We start from the raw sequence: 12,800 nt of genomic DNA, 5'->3' as shown, positions 1-12,800 counted from the left end.
ACGAGGACACCTTCTGCCGGGAGGTGGACTGGGCCTTCTTCTGCAAGCACGGCGCGGACGGCGTCACCTTCCGCGAGGCCTTCTTCACCTTCTGGGATGCGCTGACGAACTGGGCGCTGGGGCTGCCCGGCCCTTTCGCCTTCGCTTTCCTACATCGGCATCCGGACGTCGAAGGGCAGCCGGCGCCCGGCAGTGCGGCGCGGGCGCTGGTGCGCGAAGTGCTCCTGAAGGGAGAGCAGGACGGGGCGCTGGTGCGCGGCTGCGCCCGGGTGGGCGAAGCCCTGGTGTGGGGCACGCTGGCGGAGTGGGTGCGCGTGCTGACGGAGAGAAATGAGGAGGTGTACCGCGAGGAGCTCCGCGAGTCGGCCGAGGCGCTCTGGCGCGCGCTGGCGAAGCCGGAGGACTCAGGCGGCTCCCACGGGGGCGGCACTCCTCCTGGTGCCGCTCAGCGAGAGTCTCCGACGACGGAGGACGACTCCGACGAGCCACGTGACGGTGGCATCTCTCCTGGTGTCGCTCGGCGAGAGTCACCGACGACGGAGGACGACTCCGACGAGCCACGCCATGGCGGCATCTCTCCTGGTGCCGAGCAGCAAGAGCCGCGGGTGCCGGTGGACGATTCCAACAGGCTTCGTGGGAGCGGTACTTCGCGTGGCGTCGCACGGCCAGAACCACGGACGTCGGCGGAGTGCTCCGTCGTCTACCTCGAGGGCGGTACTCCTCTTCCTGGAGCACCCGGCCCGAACCCTCGGTGCCGCCAACGCGCACGCCAACCCCGGCTTCGTGCCGTGGGAATGGCCAGCAACAGTCCTACGCGCCATTCGAGTCCACCGAGACCTGAGCAAAGCGCTCAGCCTGGATGGCGATTGGCGAACCTGGGCGAACCCTTCCTTCGACCATGGTCGGGCTATGGCGGGCGCCTCGCCAGCACGGGCCTGGACGGACGTGTGCCATTTTCTTCCCGCGTCCTGAATGAGCCGGCTTTTCGGGAGGCGCGGCGTAACTTCTGGTCGCCTCCCGGGTTGAATCCTCTGCCATGCGTCTTCTGCCCCTCTGGCCCATGGTGGCCGCCCTGCTCTCGTGTGCGAGCAGTTCCCACCCGCCAGTCGTATCTCCCTCCGGACCGCCCCCCTTCGACGAGGCGCGTGCGGTGCACGTCCTCCGCCGCCTAGCCTTCGGACCTTCCGCCAGGGAGATGAGCGAGGTGCGGCGGCTGGGCGTGGAGGGCTGGGTGGAGGCGCAGTTGGCCCGCTCGGGCTCAAAGCCGTCGCCGGAGCTGGAGGCGAAGCTGCAAGCGCTCCCCACGCTGACGATGTCGATGGCCGACCTCGCGCGTGACTTCCCGCCGAAGAAGCAGCGGGAGCAGGCGCTGCTGGACGGGCGCGAGCTGCAGCGTCCCGCGCTCATCGTCTACGACCTGTCCGCCGCCAAGGTGCTGCGCGCGGTGGAGAGCCCGGGCCAGCTCGAAGAGGTGCTGGTGGACTTCTGGTTCAACCACTTCAACGTGTCGGCGGAGAAGGGTGCGGCGCGGTGGATGGTGACGTCCTACGAGCGCGACGCCATCCGCCCGCATGTCTTCGGCCGCTTCCGAGACTTGCTCGGAGCGACGGCCCGTCACCCGGCGATGCTCTTCTACCTGGACAACTGGCGGAGCACCCGCGACGGCATGCCGAGGCTCCTGCGCCGGGATGCGCAGTCCGCGGTGGCGAACGCGGACATGCCCGGGGACGAGCCGGACGAAGAGGAGGATCCCCGGCCCGGCCTCAATGAGAACTACGCGCGCGAGCTGCTCGAGCTGCACACGCTGGGCGTGGACGGCGGCTACACGCAGCAGGACGTCCGCGAGGTGGCGCGCTGCTTCACCGGCTGGAGCATCCGCCGGCCGCGTCGCGAGCCTGAGTTCATCTTCCGCCGCAGGGCGCATGACCCGGACGAGAAGCGTGTGCTCGGGCAGCGCATTGCCTCGGGAGGAAACCTGGAGGACGGCGAGCAGGTGTTGGATTTGCTTGCGCGTCACCCCGCCACCGCGCGGCACCTCGCGACGAAGCTGGCGCGGCGGTTCGTCTCGGACACGCCACCGCCCGCGCTGGTGGAGCGGGTGGCGAAGGCGTTCCTCGACTCGGATGGAGATTTGCGCACGGTGTACCGCGCGCTCTTCCAGTCGCCGGAGTTCTGGGCGCACGAGGCGCGAGGGGCCAAGGTGAAGACGCCCTTCGAGTTCGTGGTGTCGGCGCTGCGGGCCACGGGGGCGGAGGTGACGGTGCGGCCGAGGCTCGTGCAGTCCCTGGCCCGGATGGGCGAGCCGCTCTACCGCGCGCCCGCGCCCACGGGCTTCCCGGAAGTCGCCGCGCCCTGGGTGAACAGCGGCGCGTTGGTGGCCCGGCTCAACTTCAGCCTGGAGCTGGTCTCCGGGAGGCTGCCGGGGACTCGCGTGGCGCTGGCGCAACTGGCCACGACGCCGGCCGCCCGCACGGCGGAAGACACCGTCGATGCGCTCGGCCACTCGCTGCTGGGAGCGCCGCCCTCGGCGGAGACGCGGGCCACCATCCTCGCCGCGCTGTCGAAGCGGGCCGAGGCCGCCAGCGCCGAGGGCGAGCCGGGCCCGGTGGACGTTCCTCTCATCGCCGGGCTGCTGCTCGGCTCGCCGGAGTTCCAGAAGCAATGAGCCCGCGACTTCTCCTGGTTGCTGCTCGGCTCGCCGGAGCTCCAGAAACAATGAGCGCGCGACTTCTCCTGGCTGCTGCTCGGCTCGACGGAGCTCCAGAAGAATGAGCGCGCGACGCCCCTTTCGCCCCTTCGCCGGGCTCTTGCTCCGTGTGCCAGAGGTCACGAACCCATGAGCTCCTTGCTCTCTCGCCGCCACCTGCTGCGCTCCCTGGGAGTCTCGGGCGCGGGCCTCGTGCTCGCTCCGGGCTTCCTGGGCCGCGCGCTGGCCGCCAGTGCGAACGTGCCCGCTCGCCGTGCGCTGGTGACGGTCTTCCTGCGCGGTGGCGTGGACGGCCTGTCCCTGGTGCCACCGGTGGAGGACGCGGCGTACCACCGTGCGCGCCCCTCGCTGGCGCTGAAGTCGCCGGGCAGCGGCCCGGATGCCGCGCTGAAACTGGACGGGCGCTTCGGCCTGCACCCGAAGCTGGAGCCCCTGCTCCCGCTGTGGCGCGAAGGGCGACTGGCGGTGCTGCACGGGGTGGGGCTGCCGGAGCCGGTGCGCTCGCACTTCGATGCGCAGGACTTCGTGGAGTCGGGCACGCCAGGGCGCAAGTCCACTCCGGACGGTTGGCTCAACCGCGCGCTGGAGGATGAGGAGACAAGCGCCGCGCTGCGCGCGGTGGCTCTCCAGCCCACGCTGCCCCGGGCGCTGTTCGGGAGCTCGGGCGCGCTGGCCATGGGACGCCTGGAGGAGTTCCGGCTCCGCGGAGGCAGGCGCGGCGAGGAGGCCGCCAGTGGCTTCAGCGCGCTCTACGCTGGCGCCGTGGATGAAGCCCTGCGCACCACGGGGCAGGGCGCCTTCGAGGCGCTGTCGCGGCTGGACGAGGAGCGCCTGTCACGGCTGGCTCCGGCCTCGACGGTGGAGTACCCCAAAGGCCCGCTGGGGCAGCGGCTGCGAGACATCGCGAGGCTCCTCCGGGGCGACGTGGGGGTGGAGGTCGCCGCCACGGAGATGGGCGGCTGGGACACGCACGCGGCGCAGGGCGCGGCGGCGGGCGTCTTCGCCAACCGGTGCCAGGAATTGGCGGGTGCGCTGTCGGCCTTCGCGGCGGACCTGGGGCCGAAGCTGGAGCAGGTGACCGTGGTGGTGCTCACGGAGTTCGGCCGCACGGTGCGGGAGAACGGCAGCCGGGGCACGGACCATGGCGTGGGCAGCGCCATGCTGGTGCTCGGCGGCGGCGTGCGGGGCGGGAAGGTGTACGGCCGCTTCGACTCGCTGGCACCGGAGCACCTGCAGGACGGGCGCGACGTGCCCTCGTGGACGGACGTGCGCGCGCCGCTCGCGGAGGCGCTGCGCGCGTGCCGCCCTGGAGTGGACCTGGCGAAGGTGTTCCCAGGCTTCACTCCGCCCCCGCCGCTGGGGCTGTTCGCGGCGTAGGGCTCACCGCACGTCGACGGTGCCGATGGGGTCATTGGAGATGAAGACGCCATTGCTGCTGCCGTCGGAGTACTCGGCGAAGAGGTTGTAGCGGCCCGGAGCGAACTGCGCGGCGTTGATGCCGAAGAGTTGCTCGTTCACCACGCAGTTGCCGTTGGCGGACTGGGACGTGAAGGCCGCCACCTGGGAGCCGTCTTGTCGCTTGAAGCGGAAGACGGTGGAGCTGCCCGGCCGCATGCCCGCGGCGGCGAGCAGCAGGTTCTGCCCCCGGTTCACGAAGACCTGGCCTGCCGGGTAGTTGAAGAAGGCGTGGCTGTAGTCGCCGCAGCTGCTGCTCCCGGGGCGGAAGCTGTTCGCGACATTGGTGCCCGCGACACCCCGGCGCAGGCCAATCTGGTCCGGCGCGTCCACGTTGAAGTTCACATCCACGCACGAGCCATCGCAGCCCGGCCTGCCCCGGCCCGAGGTGAAGGTGTTGAAGTTCAGCGTGTTGTGGTGGCTCGGGTTGACGAGCGACTGGAAGGAGCTGCGCACCTGGCCGGCGAACTCGGCGGTGCCGGCGCCGATGAGGCGGTTGTTCTCGAAGGTGCCGTACTGGACGCCACACACCAGGTCCAGTCCGGAGCCACCCTGCTGGCCATTGGCCCCGCCGAAGTCGCGGGCGTCATTGTTGCGGACCACGAGGTTGCGCAGCGGCAACTCGTCCTGCACGTCCGTGCGGCCGCACGCCTGGAGCTTGATGGCGCGTCCCGGTGAGCAGTCCGGGCAGTTGATGTTGGCCGCCCCCACCAGCGTGTTGCCCGTCACGCTGGTCCCGCTGGAGTCCCCCGTGAAGCCGAAGGCCGGGCTGAAGTTGGAGACGGAGACCTGGAAGGAGACGCGCTCGACGACGTTGCTATCGATGCGCGTGCTTGCCGAGTTCTCGATGGCGATTCCGTTCTTCCCCGCCGAGGCGGTGCCAGGGTCCGCGGTGAAGCCGACGTCGCGGATGTCATTGCCCCGGATGAGGCCTCGCGCGGAGTTGGTGAACTGGAGGCCGCCGCCGTTGGCCCAGCCGCTGGTGTAGTCGGGCGCGCCGAACTGCGAGCCCCGGAGGCGCAGGTTGAGCACCTGCACGTCGTCCGATTTGTCGACCATGATGGCGTAGGCGCCCTTGTGGCCGCAGTCTCGGCGAAGCTCCTGCAGGTTGAGGCGGAAGTCGCGCAGCACCGCGCCCGGCGCGCGCGTCACGGTGATGATGGGCTGGTATTGCCCGGACAGCACGAAGGGCGAGCTCTGGCCGCAGGTGTACGTGGGCCTGAGGACCGTCGACGCGCCCGCGCCCGAGAGCCGCACGCCCGGAGCGCGGGGGAAGACGAGGGGGCGTGACAGGCGGAAGACACCCTCGCCCAGCGTGGCGCGCCCGGTGTTCGCCAGACAGGCATTGAGCGTGGGCGCGTCGTCTCCGCCGCTGGGGGTGAGCGCGTCACAGCTCTGCTGCGCGCGCGCGGTGTCTGGCAGGAGGAAGAGCAACGCGAGGGCCGCGACGACGAGGCCCGCGGGGTGGAACGTGGAATGCGACATGGGTGAGACCTCCGGTGCATGGGGACTTCGATGGCCGGGCCACCAAAGCGGCTACGCGAGGACTTCCGGAGGCGGATGCGGGAGGGCCCCGCACGCACGGGCCTGGATGAGGCAGACTGGGGCCTTCATGCTCCGGCTCCGCCGCATGCTCACCCTCCTGCTCTCCGTCTTCGCGACTCTCTACGTGGTGCTGTGCGTGGCCGCCTTCGCGCTCCAGCGCCCCATGCTCTTCCCCGCGCCCCGGGCAGCCATCGACCTCCCGAAGAGCCAGGGGTTCGGCCGGCTGCCACTGAGCGGCGACCTCTACGTGGACACGTACCATCTGCCCGCGCCTCCCGGGGCGCCGACGGTGGTGCACTTCCATGGCAACGGCGAGCAGCTCCTGGACCAGCTGGACCTCGGCGCCAGGATGCACACGTGGGGCCTGGGCTTCCTCGCCGTCGAGTACCCCGGCTATGGCGCCTCGCCCGGCAGCCCCACCGAGGACGGCATCTACGCCGCGGCGGACGCGGCGCTCGCCTGGCTGCGGGCCCAGGGCGTGCCGCCGGAGCGCACGGTGCTCAGCGGCCGAAGCCTCGGCACCGGCGTGGCGGTGGAGATGGCGCGGCGGGGATACGGCTCGCGGGTGATGCTCGTGTCGCCCTACACCTCCATCCCGGCCATGGCGGGCCTGAGCTTCCCCTTCCTGCCCACCCGGCTGCTGGTGAGGGACCGCTTCGACACCTTCTCCAAGGCGCCCGAGCTGAAGCTGCCGGTGCTCATCATCCACGGCGAAGAGGACACGCTCATCCCGGTGGCCATGGGGCGCACGCTCGGGACGCGTTTCCCGCACGCCACGGTGGAGACAGTCGCGGGAGCCGGGCACAACGACGTCCTGGAGCGCTCCGGCCCGGCGCGCGTGGACCGCATGGCCGCCTTCGCGCTCGGCGGCCCGTGAGCGGCACGGCCGGCTCGCGGGGGCCCGGGTCCTCCCGCGAGCCCGGGCTTCAGTGAATCATCGACGGCGTGCGCGTGTGCGAGGAGACCTCGCGCACCAGCTCGGCGGTGTCCTCGGCCTGCATGTGCTGGGCGAGGTCCGCCTGGGACACCATGCCGCAGACGGTGCCGTCGTCGTCGATGACAATCATCCGGCGGACCTGGTTCTCCTCCATCAGGTCGCGGCAGTCCTCCAGGTCCGTATCCCTGTACACGGTGGCCGTGGAGTGCGTCATCGCGTCGTCCACGTGCAGGGAGTAGGGGTCCTTCCCCTGCGCGACGATGCGGCAGGTGATGTCCCTGTCGGTGATGACGCCCAGCGGCTTGTTGTCGATGTCGATGACGGGCAGGGCGCCGCAATCTCCATCGACCATCCAGCGGGCCGCCTGCTGGATGCTCGTGTCCGGCATGCAGGTGACCGGGTTCTCGGTCATGACCTCTTCGACCTTCATGGGCCTTCTCCGGAAGTGAGGGGTTTGCCCATTCAAGGTGGGGCGCCCGCGTGAAGACGGCAGAGGCCGTCCCAGGGGTCCGCCGCCCGGGCGACCCGGCGCTCACGGACGCGGTGGCCCGCTCGGATGCCTGGGCGAGCCGGGAGCTCATACGACGGGCGCCCGGCCGGGCGTGAAGGCGCCTTCCGGGGCGCTGACGCACGGTCTGGACTCCGCTCGGAAGGAGGCCTCGCCGTGCACCCGGCTCAGCGCGACAGCCGCCATGAGCCGAGCATCCGGTCAAGCGACCTGCCGTCCTCCTGCGCCGCCGTGCCCACCAGTCTTCCATCGCCGGACATCACGGCCTCGTAGCGCACCTCGCCCGGGTCGTTCCCGCTGAAGGGGGCGGTGAAGCGCAGCGTTCCGTTCGGGGAGCGCTCCGCTCGCACGTCGAAGGGGCCCTCGCCGCGTCCGTCCGCGAAGGTGATGCGCAGCACGCCGTTGTACCGCTCCCCGTCGGGCGACAGCTCCAGCCGCATCGTCGCGGGGGACTGGCCCGCCTCCTCGGAGTAGAAGCGCAGCTCGCCCTTCCAGACGCCGGGGAGCGTGTCCCAGCGCCCGCCCGCGCCCGCCGGGAGCGATGGCAGCGTGCGCGGAGGAAGCGGCTCGACGGCGTCGACCCGGGCCTTCAGCGCTTCGACACTCCTCCAGGCGGTCTGCTGCAGCAGCCTCGCGGTGGGCTCGGGAAGCGACACGAGGGTGGTCTCGCTTCCGCGTGGCTCTCCGTCAGGCGTGGGGACTCCGTGCACGATGGAGGTCAGTCCCTCCGGGGAGCGTCCGAACAGCGCCGCGTACAGCGTGCACGCCGCCAGGTAGGTGCCGGCGGGGGTGGGGTGGCTCCCATCCGCGAGGTAGAGGCCGAGGTCGGGATGTTGCTCGCGCACCGTCAGCCACGCGGGCCCCATGGGGACGACGGTGGCCTTCAGCTCGCGGCCCAGCGAGAGGAACGCGTGGTTCAGCAGGGCCTGGGCCTCCGGGGCCCGACGGCGAGACCACGTGAGCGAGAGGACGGTCCGCGCGCCACGCTTCTCCGCCTCCGCGTGGAACTTCCGCGCGTAGGGGAAGAAGACGCGCTCGGGGTCATTGATGTCGAGCCGCCCGTCCACCAGCAGCCCGCCCAGCGTGCTCTGCTCCTGGAGGATGACGTAGTCCCAGCCGCCCTCGCGGAGCGCCTCCAACGCGGCTTCGTCGTCCCAGTGGGTCTTCAGCCGCGCGCCTCCCGCCACCACCGCGCGCGTCTCCAGCTGGAGGGGCGGGGACGCGGAGGCGGCCAGGGCCTCCAGCACCCGGGGCAGGTTGTTGTAGTACGTGTAGCTGTTGCCGATGAAGAGCACGCGCGTCGCACGCGGCCCCGCCGGTGTGTCACCGCGCGGCTTGCACGCGGCGAGCACCGCGAAGCAGACAGCCAGCGCGACGAGGAACGTGCGCCGGGGATGACGCGGTCTTGCCATGAGGCTCACCACCCCCTGCGTACTTCAGAGTGGCGACGGGCCGCGAGCGGGATACACCCGCGCGCCGCGAATTTCGTGGGCCCGTTCGACATCCTGGTGGACGTGGAACGCGAAGTTGAAGACGTCCCAGCGGCACGCTGCGCCCGCGAGAGCAGGTCCCGAGAGCCCACCCACGCGCAGTGTAGCCGCTACCCACTCGGTTGCCCGGTGGGGAGTGACCGCGCCCACGAGGCCGGCTCCCCCCGTGGCCTCGCTTGCGCGGGAGAGGGGCGGCCCTTACGCTTCGGCTCCTCGGAACCTCCCCCCGCTCCCGTCTTCCGGGGAGCCCCCAAGAGAGTACGGATGAGTGCCCCGGTAGTCGCTTCCACCCCCACCTCCACCGCGCTGGCGGATGCCGCGCGGGAAATCGTCGAGGTGGGCCGCTTCCTCAGCGTCCGTAACTTCGTCCCCGCCACCAGCGGCAACTTCTCGCGCCGCCTGGACGCCCGCACCGCCGCCGTCACTCGCTCGGGCGTGGACAAGGGTGAGCTGACCGAGGCCGACATCTGGGCCCTGGACATCCACGCCCCGCCTCCGCCCGGCTCCTCCGCGGAGACGCACCTGCACCTGCATCTCTACCGAGACCGCCCGCACGTGCAGGCCGTGCTGCACACGCACTCCATGGTCTCCGCGCTGCTGTCCAACCTGCGCAAGGCCGAGGGCGAGTTGCCCCTGAGCGACTACGAGCTGCTCAAGGCCCTGGGCGACACCCGCACCCACGAGACGACGGTCTCCATCCCCATCTTCCCCAATGACCAGGACGTGCCCCGGCTCGCCGCGCGCGCGTCGGAGACCCTGGCCAGACGCCCGGAGTGCGTGGCCTACCTCATCGCCGGCCACGGCCTCTACACCTGGGGCCGCTCCATGGCGGAGGCCCGCCGCCACACGGTGGCCCTGGAACACCTGCTGCAGTACGAGCTCGAAACGATGAAGGTGCGACGATGAGCCAGCTGACCATCTACCCCGATGCCCACCCCGAGTCCCCCGTGGGCACGTACACCGAAGCCGCCGACATCCGCCGCGAATTGAACGCCGTTGGCGTGCGCTTCGAGCGCGTGGACGCCTCCATCCCCCTGCCCGACGGCGCCGGGCAGGACGAGGTGCTCGCCGCGTACAAGCACGTGGTGGATGCGGAGAAGGCGAAGCACGGTTTCAACACCGTGGACGTCGCGCGAATCAAGCCGGACGCCCCCAACGCCGCGCAGGCCCGCCAGAAGTTCCTCTCCGAGCACACCCACACCGAGGACGAGTCCCGCATCATGGTGGAGGGCAGCGGCTGCTTCTACCTGCGCACCCAGGGCAAGGTGTTCCAGATTGTCTGCACGCGCGGAGACCTCATCAGCGTGCCCGAGGGCATGCGCCACTGGTTCGACATGGGCCCCCGCCCCGAGTTCGCCGCCATCCGCTTCTTCATCCGTCCGGACGGCTGGGTGGGCCACTTCACCGGTGACGCCATCGCCGACGGCTTCCCCCGCTACGAGACATGAGCGGCGTTCGCGCAATCATCACCGACATCGAGGGCACCACCAGCTCCATCTCCTTCGTGAAGGACGTGCTGTTCCCCTTCGCGAAGCGCAACCTGGAGGCCTTCGTCACCGCTCACGCCCACGAGCCCCAGGTGCGCGAGTGCCTGGACGGCGCGCGCTCGCTCGCGGGCACCCCGGGCCTGTCCGACGCGGACACCGTGGCGCTGCTGCGCCAGTGGATTGACGAGGACAAGAAGGCCACGCCCCTCAAGTCGCTCCAGGGCCTCATCTGGGAGCGCGGCTACAAGAGCGGCGAGTTGCAGGGCCATGTCTACCCCGACGCCGTGGACGGCCTGCGCGCCTGGCACGGGCGGGGCTTTCGCCTGTACGTCTACTCGTCGGGCTCCATCGCGGCGCAGAAGCTCATCTTCGGCCACACGGCCCGGGGGGATTTGACGCCGCTGTTCTCCGGCTACTTCGACACCACCACCGGGCCGAAGGTGGAGAGCCCCTCGTACGCGCGCATCGTCGCGGAGGTCGGCCTGCCTTCCGGCGAGGTGCTCTTCCTGTCGGACAGCGTCGCGGAGCTGGATGCCGCTCGCTCGGCCGGCCTGCGCACGGCCTGTCTGGACCGGGGGGAAGCCGTCATCCCCGCCGGGCATGGCCACCCCACGTTTCACGGTTTCGCCACGCTGGACCCGTCCGCCCTCTAAACCCCCGAGCCGGGAGTCCCCACCATGTCCACCCCCACCACGCCCGTCATCGGCATCCTCGGCGGCAGCGGCCTGTACCAGATTGACGGTCTGAAGGACGTCACCTGGAAGAAGGTGTCGTCGCCCTTCGGCGAGCCCTCCGACGAGCTGTGCTTCGGCACGCTCGACGGGGTCCGCGTCGTCTTCCTCCCGCGCCACGGCCGGGGCCACCGCGTGTCGCCCAGCGAAATCAACTACCGGGCGAACATCGACGCGCTCAAGCGCAGCGGCGTCACCGATTTGCTCTCGCTGTCCGCCGTGGGCAGCCTGCGCGAGGATTTGCCCCCCGGCACCTTCGTGGTGACGGACCAGTTCATCGACCGCACCTTCGCGCGCGAGAAGTCCTTCTTCACCACCGGCATGGTGGCCCACGTGTCCATGGCGAAGCCCGTATGCGGGCGCCTGGGTGACGCGCTGGTGGCCGCGTGCGAGGGCCTGGGCGTCAACGTGAAGCGCGGCGGCACGTACCTCGTCATGGAGGGGCCGCAGTTCTCCTCGCTCGCGGAGAGCCGCATGTACCGGAGCTGGGGCTGCGACGTCATCGGCATGACCAACATGCCGGAGGCCAAGCTCGCCCGTGAGTCGGAGATTTGCTACGCGACGGTGGCCATGGTCACCGACTTCGACTGCTGGCACCCGGACCATGACGCCGTCACCGTGGACCAGGTCATCGCCGTGCTGCTGGGCAACGCCGGCAAGGCGCGCGGGCTGGTGAAGAACGTGGTGCCGCTGCTCGGCGCGCACACGGGCCCGTGCAACAAGGGCTGCCAGAACGCGCTGGACCACGCGCTCATCACCTCGCCGGAAGCGAGAGACCCGGCGCTGCTGGAGAAGCTGTCCGCCGTGGCCGGCCGGGTGCTCCGCAAATGAAGGTCCACGGCAAGCCGATGCGCTCCATCTGGGTCGAGCCCGACGGCCAGGCCGCCGGTGTCATCGACCAGACGCGCCTGCCGCACGCCTTCGTCACGGTGCGTCTGTCCACGCTCGACGAGGCGGCGCACGCCATCCGCAGCATGCTGGTGCGCGGCGCCCCGCTCATTGGCGCCACCGCGGCGTATGGCGTGTGGCTGGCCCTTCGCGCGGACGCTTCCGACGGCGCGCTGGAGAAGGCCCTCACGGTGCTGCGCGGCACGCGGCCCACCGCCGTCAATCTGCACTGGGCGCTGGATGAGATGCGCCGCGCCCTGGCCCCGCTGCCTCCGGGCCAGCGTGTGGCCGCCGCGCTTCGCCGCGCGGGCGAAATCTGCGACGAGGATGTGGCCATCAACCGCTCCATCGGCGAGCACGCGCTGAAGCTCTTCGAGGCGGCGTGGGAGAAGAAGGGCCGCAAGGGGCGGCTCAACGTCCTCACGCACTGCAACGCGGGCTGGCTGGCCACGGTGGACTGGGGCACGGCGCTGGCGCCCATGTACCTGGCGCACGACGCGGGCCTGCCCGTGCACATCTGGGTGGACGAGACGCGCCCTCGCAACCAGGGCGCGGTGCTGACGGCGTGGGAGTTGGGACAGCACGGCGTCCCGCACACCGTCATCGCCGACAACGTGGGCGGCCACCTCATGCAGCACGGCGAGGTGGACCTGTGCATCGTCGGCACCGACCGCACCACCTCGCACGGGGACGTGGCGAACAAGATTGGCACGTACCTCAAGGCGCTCGCCGCGAAGGACAATGGCGTGCCCTTCTACGTGGCGCTGCCGTCGCCCACCATCGACTGGACGCTGAAGGACGGGGTGAAGGAAATCCCCATCGAACAGCGTGACGGCACGGAGCTCAGCGACGTCACCGGGCGCCTGCGCTCGGGGGAAATCGCCACGGTGCGGATTACGCCCGATGGCAGCCCCTCGGCCAACTACGCCTTCGACGTGACGCCCGCGCGGCTGGTGACGGGGCTCGTCACGGAGCGCGGCGTGTGCCCGGCCACCGAGGAGGGCCTTTTGTCCCTCTTCCCGGAGCGGCGGGGGAAGGCGGCGTGAGCGTGG

11 protein-coding genes are annotated in these 12,800 nt (G+C 70.8%); 8 read left to right on the top strand and 3 right to left on the bottom strand.

The window, feature by feature from the left end; genetic code table 11:
- Positions 1 to 1,036: 1,036 nt before the first annotated feature.
- Positions 1,037 to 2,665, top strand: coding sequence for a DUF1800 domain-containing protein (locus G4D86_RS40920; protein ID WP_163999727.1), 1,629 nt, complete (start codon positions 1,037 to 1,039; stop codon positions 2,663 to 2,665).
- Between the two features lie 171 nt (positions 2,666 to 2,836).
- A complete protein-coding gene (locus G4D86_RS40915; protein WP_163999726.1) occupies positions 2,837 to 4,084 on the top strand; it encodes a DUF1501 domain-containing protein in 1,248 nt (415 codons plus the stop codon).
- Between the two features lie 3 nt (positions 4,085 to 4,087).
- Here G4D86_RS40915 and G4D86_RS40910 read toward each other — a convergent pair whose 3' ends face one another.
- Positions 4,088 to 5,647, bottom strand: a complete 1,560-nt coding sequence (locus G4D86_RS40910; protein WP_163999725.1) for a right-handed parallel beta-helix repeat-containing protein — start codon at positions 5,645 to 5,647, stop codon at positions 4,088 to 4,090.
- Positions 5,648 to 5,774: 127 nt separating this feature from the next.
- On the opposite strand from G4D86_RS40910, the gene G4D86_RS40905 reads away from it, so the two are divergent.
- Positions 5,775 to 6,584, top strand: a complete 810-nt coding sequence (locus tag G4D86_RS40905) for an alpha/beta hydrolase (RefSeq protein WP_163999724.1) — start codon at positions 5,775 to 5,777, stop codon at positions 6,582 to 6,584.
- Positions 6,585 to 6,633: 49 nt separating this feature from the next.
- Here G4D86_RS40905 and G4D86_RS40900 read toward each other — a convergent pair whose 3' ends face one another.
- Both G4D86_RS40900 and G4D86_RS40895 read right to left on the bottom strand, forming a co-directional pair.
- Complete coding sequence (locus G4D86_RS40900) at positions 6,634 to 7,074, bottom strand: CBS domain-containing protein (protein ID WP_163999723.1); 441 nt, start codon at positions 7,072 to 7,074, stop codon at positions 6,634 to 6,636.
- Between the two features lie 245 nt (positions 7,075 to 7,319).
- On the bottom strand, positions 7,320 to 8,564 hold the full coding sequence (locus tag G4D86_RS40895; protein WP_163999722.1) for an SGNH/GDSL hydrolase family protein: 1,245 nt from the start codon (positions 8,562 to 8,564) through the stop codon (positions 7,320 to 7,322).
- 342 nt (positions 8,565 to 8,906) lie between these two features.
- Here G4D86_RS40895 and G4D86_RS40890 point away from each other — a divergent pair, with 342 nt between their 5' ends.
- The 5 genes from G4D86_RS40890 to mtnA are packed head-to-tail and all read left to right on the top strand — an operon-like array spanning position 8,907 to position 12,794.
- The gene (locus tag G4D86_RS40890) at positions 8,907 to 9,548 is read left to right on the top strand and encodes a methylthioribulose 1-phosphate dehydratase (protein WP_163999721.1); all 642 of its coding nucleotides are present in this window, start codon (positions 8,907 to 8,909) and stop codon (positions 9,546 to 9,548) included.
- Entirely contained in the window at positions 9,545 to 10,090 is a 546-nt protein-coding gene (locus tag G4D86_RS40885; protein ID WP_163999720.1) for a 1,2-dihydroxy-3-keto-5-methylthiopentene dioxygenase, read from the top strand. Before G4D86_RS40890 ends, G4D86_RS40885 begins: the two co-directional genes overlap by 4 nt.
- Positions 10,087 to 10,782 carry an acireductone synthase gene (gene mtnC / locus G4D86_RS40880; protein WP_163999719.1) on the top strand — a complete coding sequence of 232 codons (696 nt, stop codon included), beginning with the start codon at positions 10,087 to 10,089 and terminating at the stop codon, positions 10,780 to 10,782. Before G4D86_RS40885 ends, mtnC begins: the two co-directional genes overlap by 4 nt.
- 24 nt (positions 10,783 to 10,806) lie before the next feature.
- Positions 10,807 to 11,691, top strand: coding sequence for an S-methyl-5'-thioadenosine phosphorylase (locus tag G4D86_RS40875; protein WP_163999718.1), 885 nt, complete (start codon positions 10,807 to 10,809; stop codon positions 11,689 to 11,691).
- Positions 11,688 to 12,794, top strand: coding sequence for an S-methyl-5-thioribose-1-phosphate isomerase (mtnA, locus tag G4D86_RS40870; RefSeq protein ID WP_163999717.1), 1,107 nt, complete (start codon positions 11,688 to 11,690; stop codon positions 12,792 to 12,794). Before G4D86_RS40875 ends, mtnA begins: the two co-directional genes overlap by 4 nt.
- Positions 12,795 to 12,800: the final 6 nt, after the last annotated feature.

The sequence above is a fragment of the Pyxidicoccus caerfyrddinensis genome (genome assembly GCF_010894405.1).
GTDB lineage: Bacteria > Myxococcota > Myxococcia > Myxococcales > Myxococcaceae > Myxococcus > Myxococcus caerfyrddinensis.
The sequence above is the reverse complement of the archived record's forward strand: the minus strand, read 5'-3'. Positions and strand labels throughout refer to the sequence as shown.

Coding starts and splice junctions, on each gene's coding strand:
- G4D86_RS40920 (WP_163999727.1), top strand. CDS start 1,037: ATGCGTCTTCTGCCCCTCTGGCCCATGGTGGCCGCCCTGCTCTCGTGT.
- G4D86_RS40915 (WP_163999726.1), top strand. CDS start 2,837: ATGAGCTCCTTGCTCTCTCGCCGCCACCTGCTGCGCTCCCTGGGAGTC.
- G4D86_RS40910 (WP_163999725.1), bottom strand. CDS start 5,647: ATGTCGCATTCCACGTTCCACCCCGCGGGCCTCGTCGTCGCGGCCCTC.
- G4D86_RS40905 (WP_163999724.1), top strand. CDS start 5,775: ATGCTCCGGCTCCGCCGCATGCTCACCCTCCTGCTCTCCGTCTTCGCG.
- G4D86_RS40900 (WP_163999723.1), bottom strand. CDS start 7,074: ATGAAGGTCGAAGAGGTCATGACCGAGAACCCGGTCACCTGCATGCCG.
- G4D86_RS40895 (WP_163999722.1), bottom strand. CDS start 8,564: ATGGCAAGACCGCGTCATCCCCGGCGCACGTTCCTCGTCGCGCTGGCT.
- G4D86_RS40890 (WP_163999721.1), top strand. CDS start 8,907: ATGAGTGCCCCGGTAGTCGCTTCCACCCCCACCTCCACCGCGCTGGCG.
- G4D86_RS40885 (WP_163999720.1), top strand. CDS start 9,545: ATGAGCCAGCTGACCATCTACCCCGATGCCCACCCCGAGTCCCCCGTG.
- mtnC (WP_163999719.1), top strand. CDS start 10,087: ATGAGCGGCGTTCGCGCAATCATCACCGACATCGAGGGCACCACCAGC.
- G4D86_RS40875 (WP_163999718.1), top strand. CDS start 10,807: ATGTCCACCCCCACCACGCCCGTCATCGGCATCCTCGGCGGCAGCGGC.
- mtnA (WP_163999717.1), top strand. CDS start 11,688: ATGAAGGTCCACGGCAAGCCGATGCGCTCCATCTGGGTCGAGCCCGAC.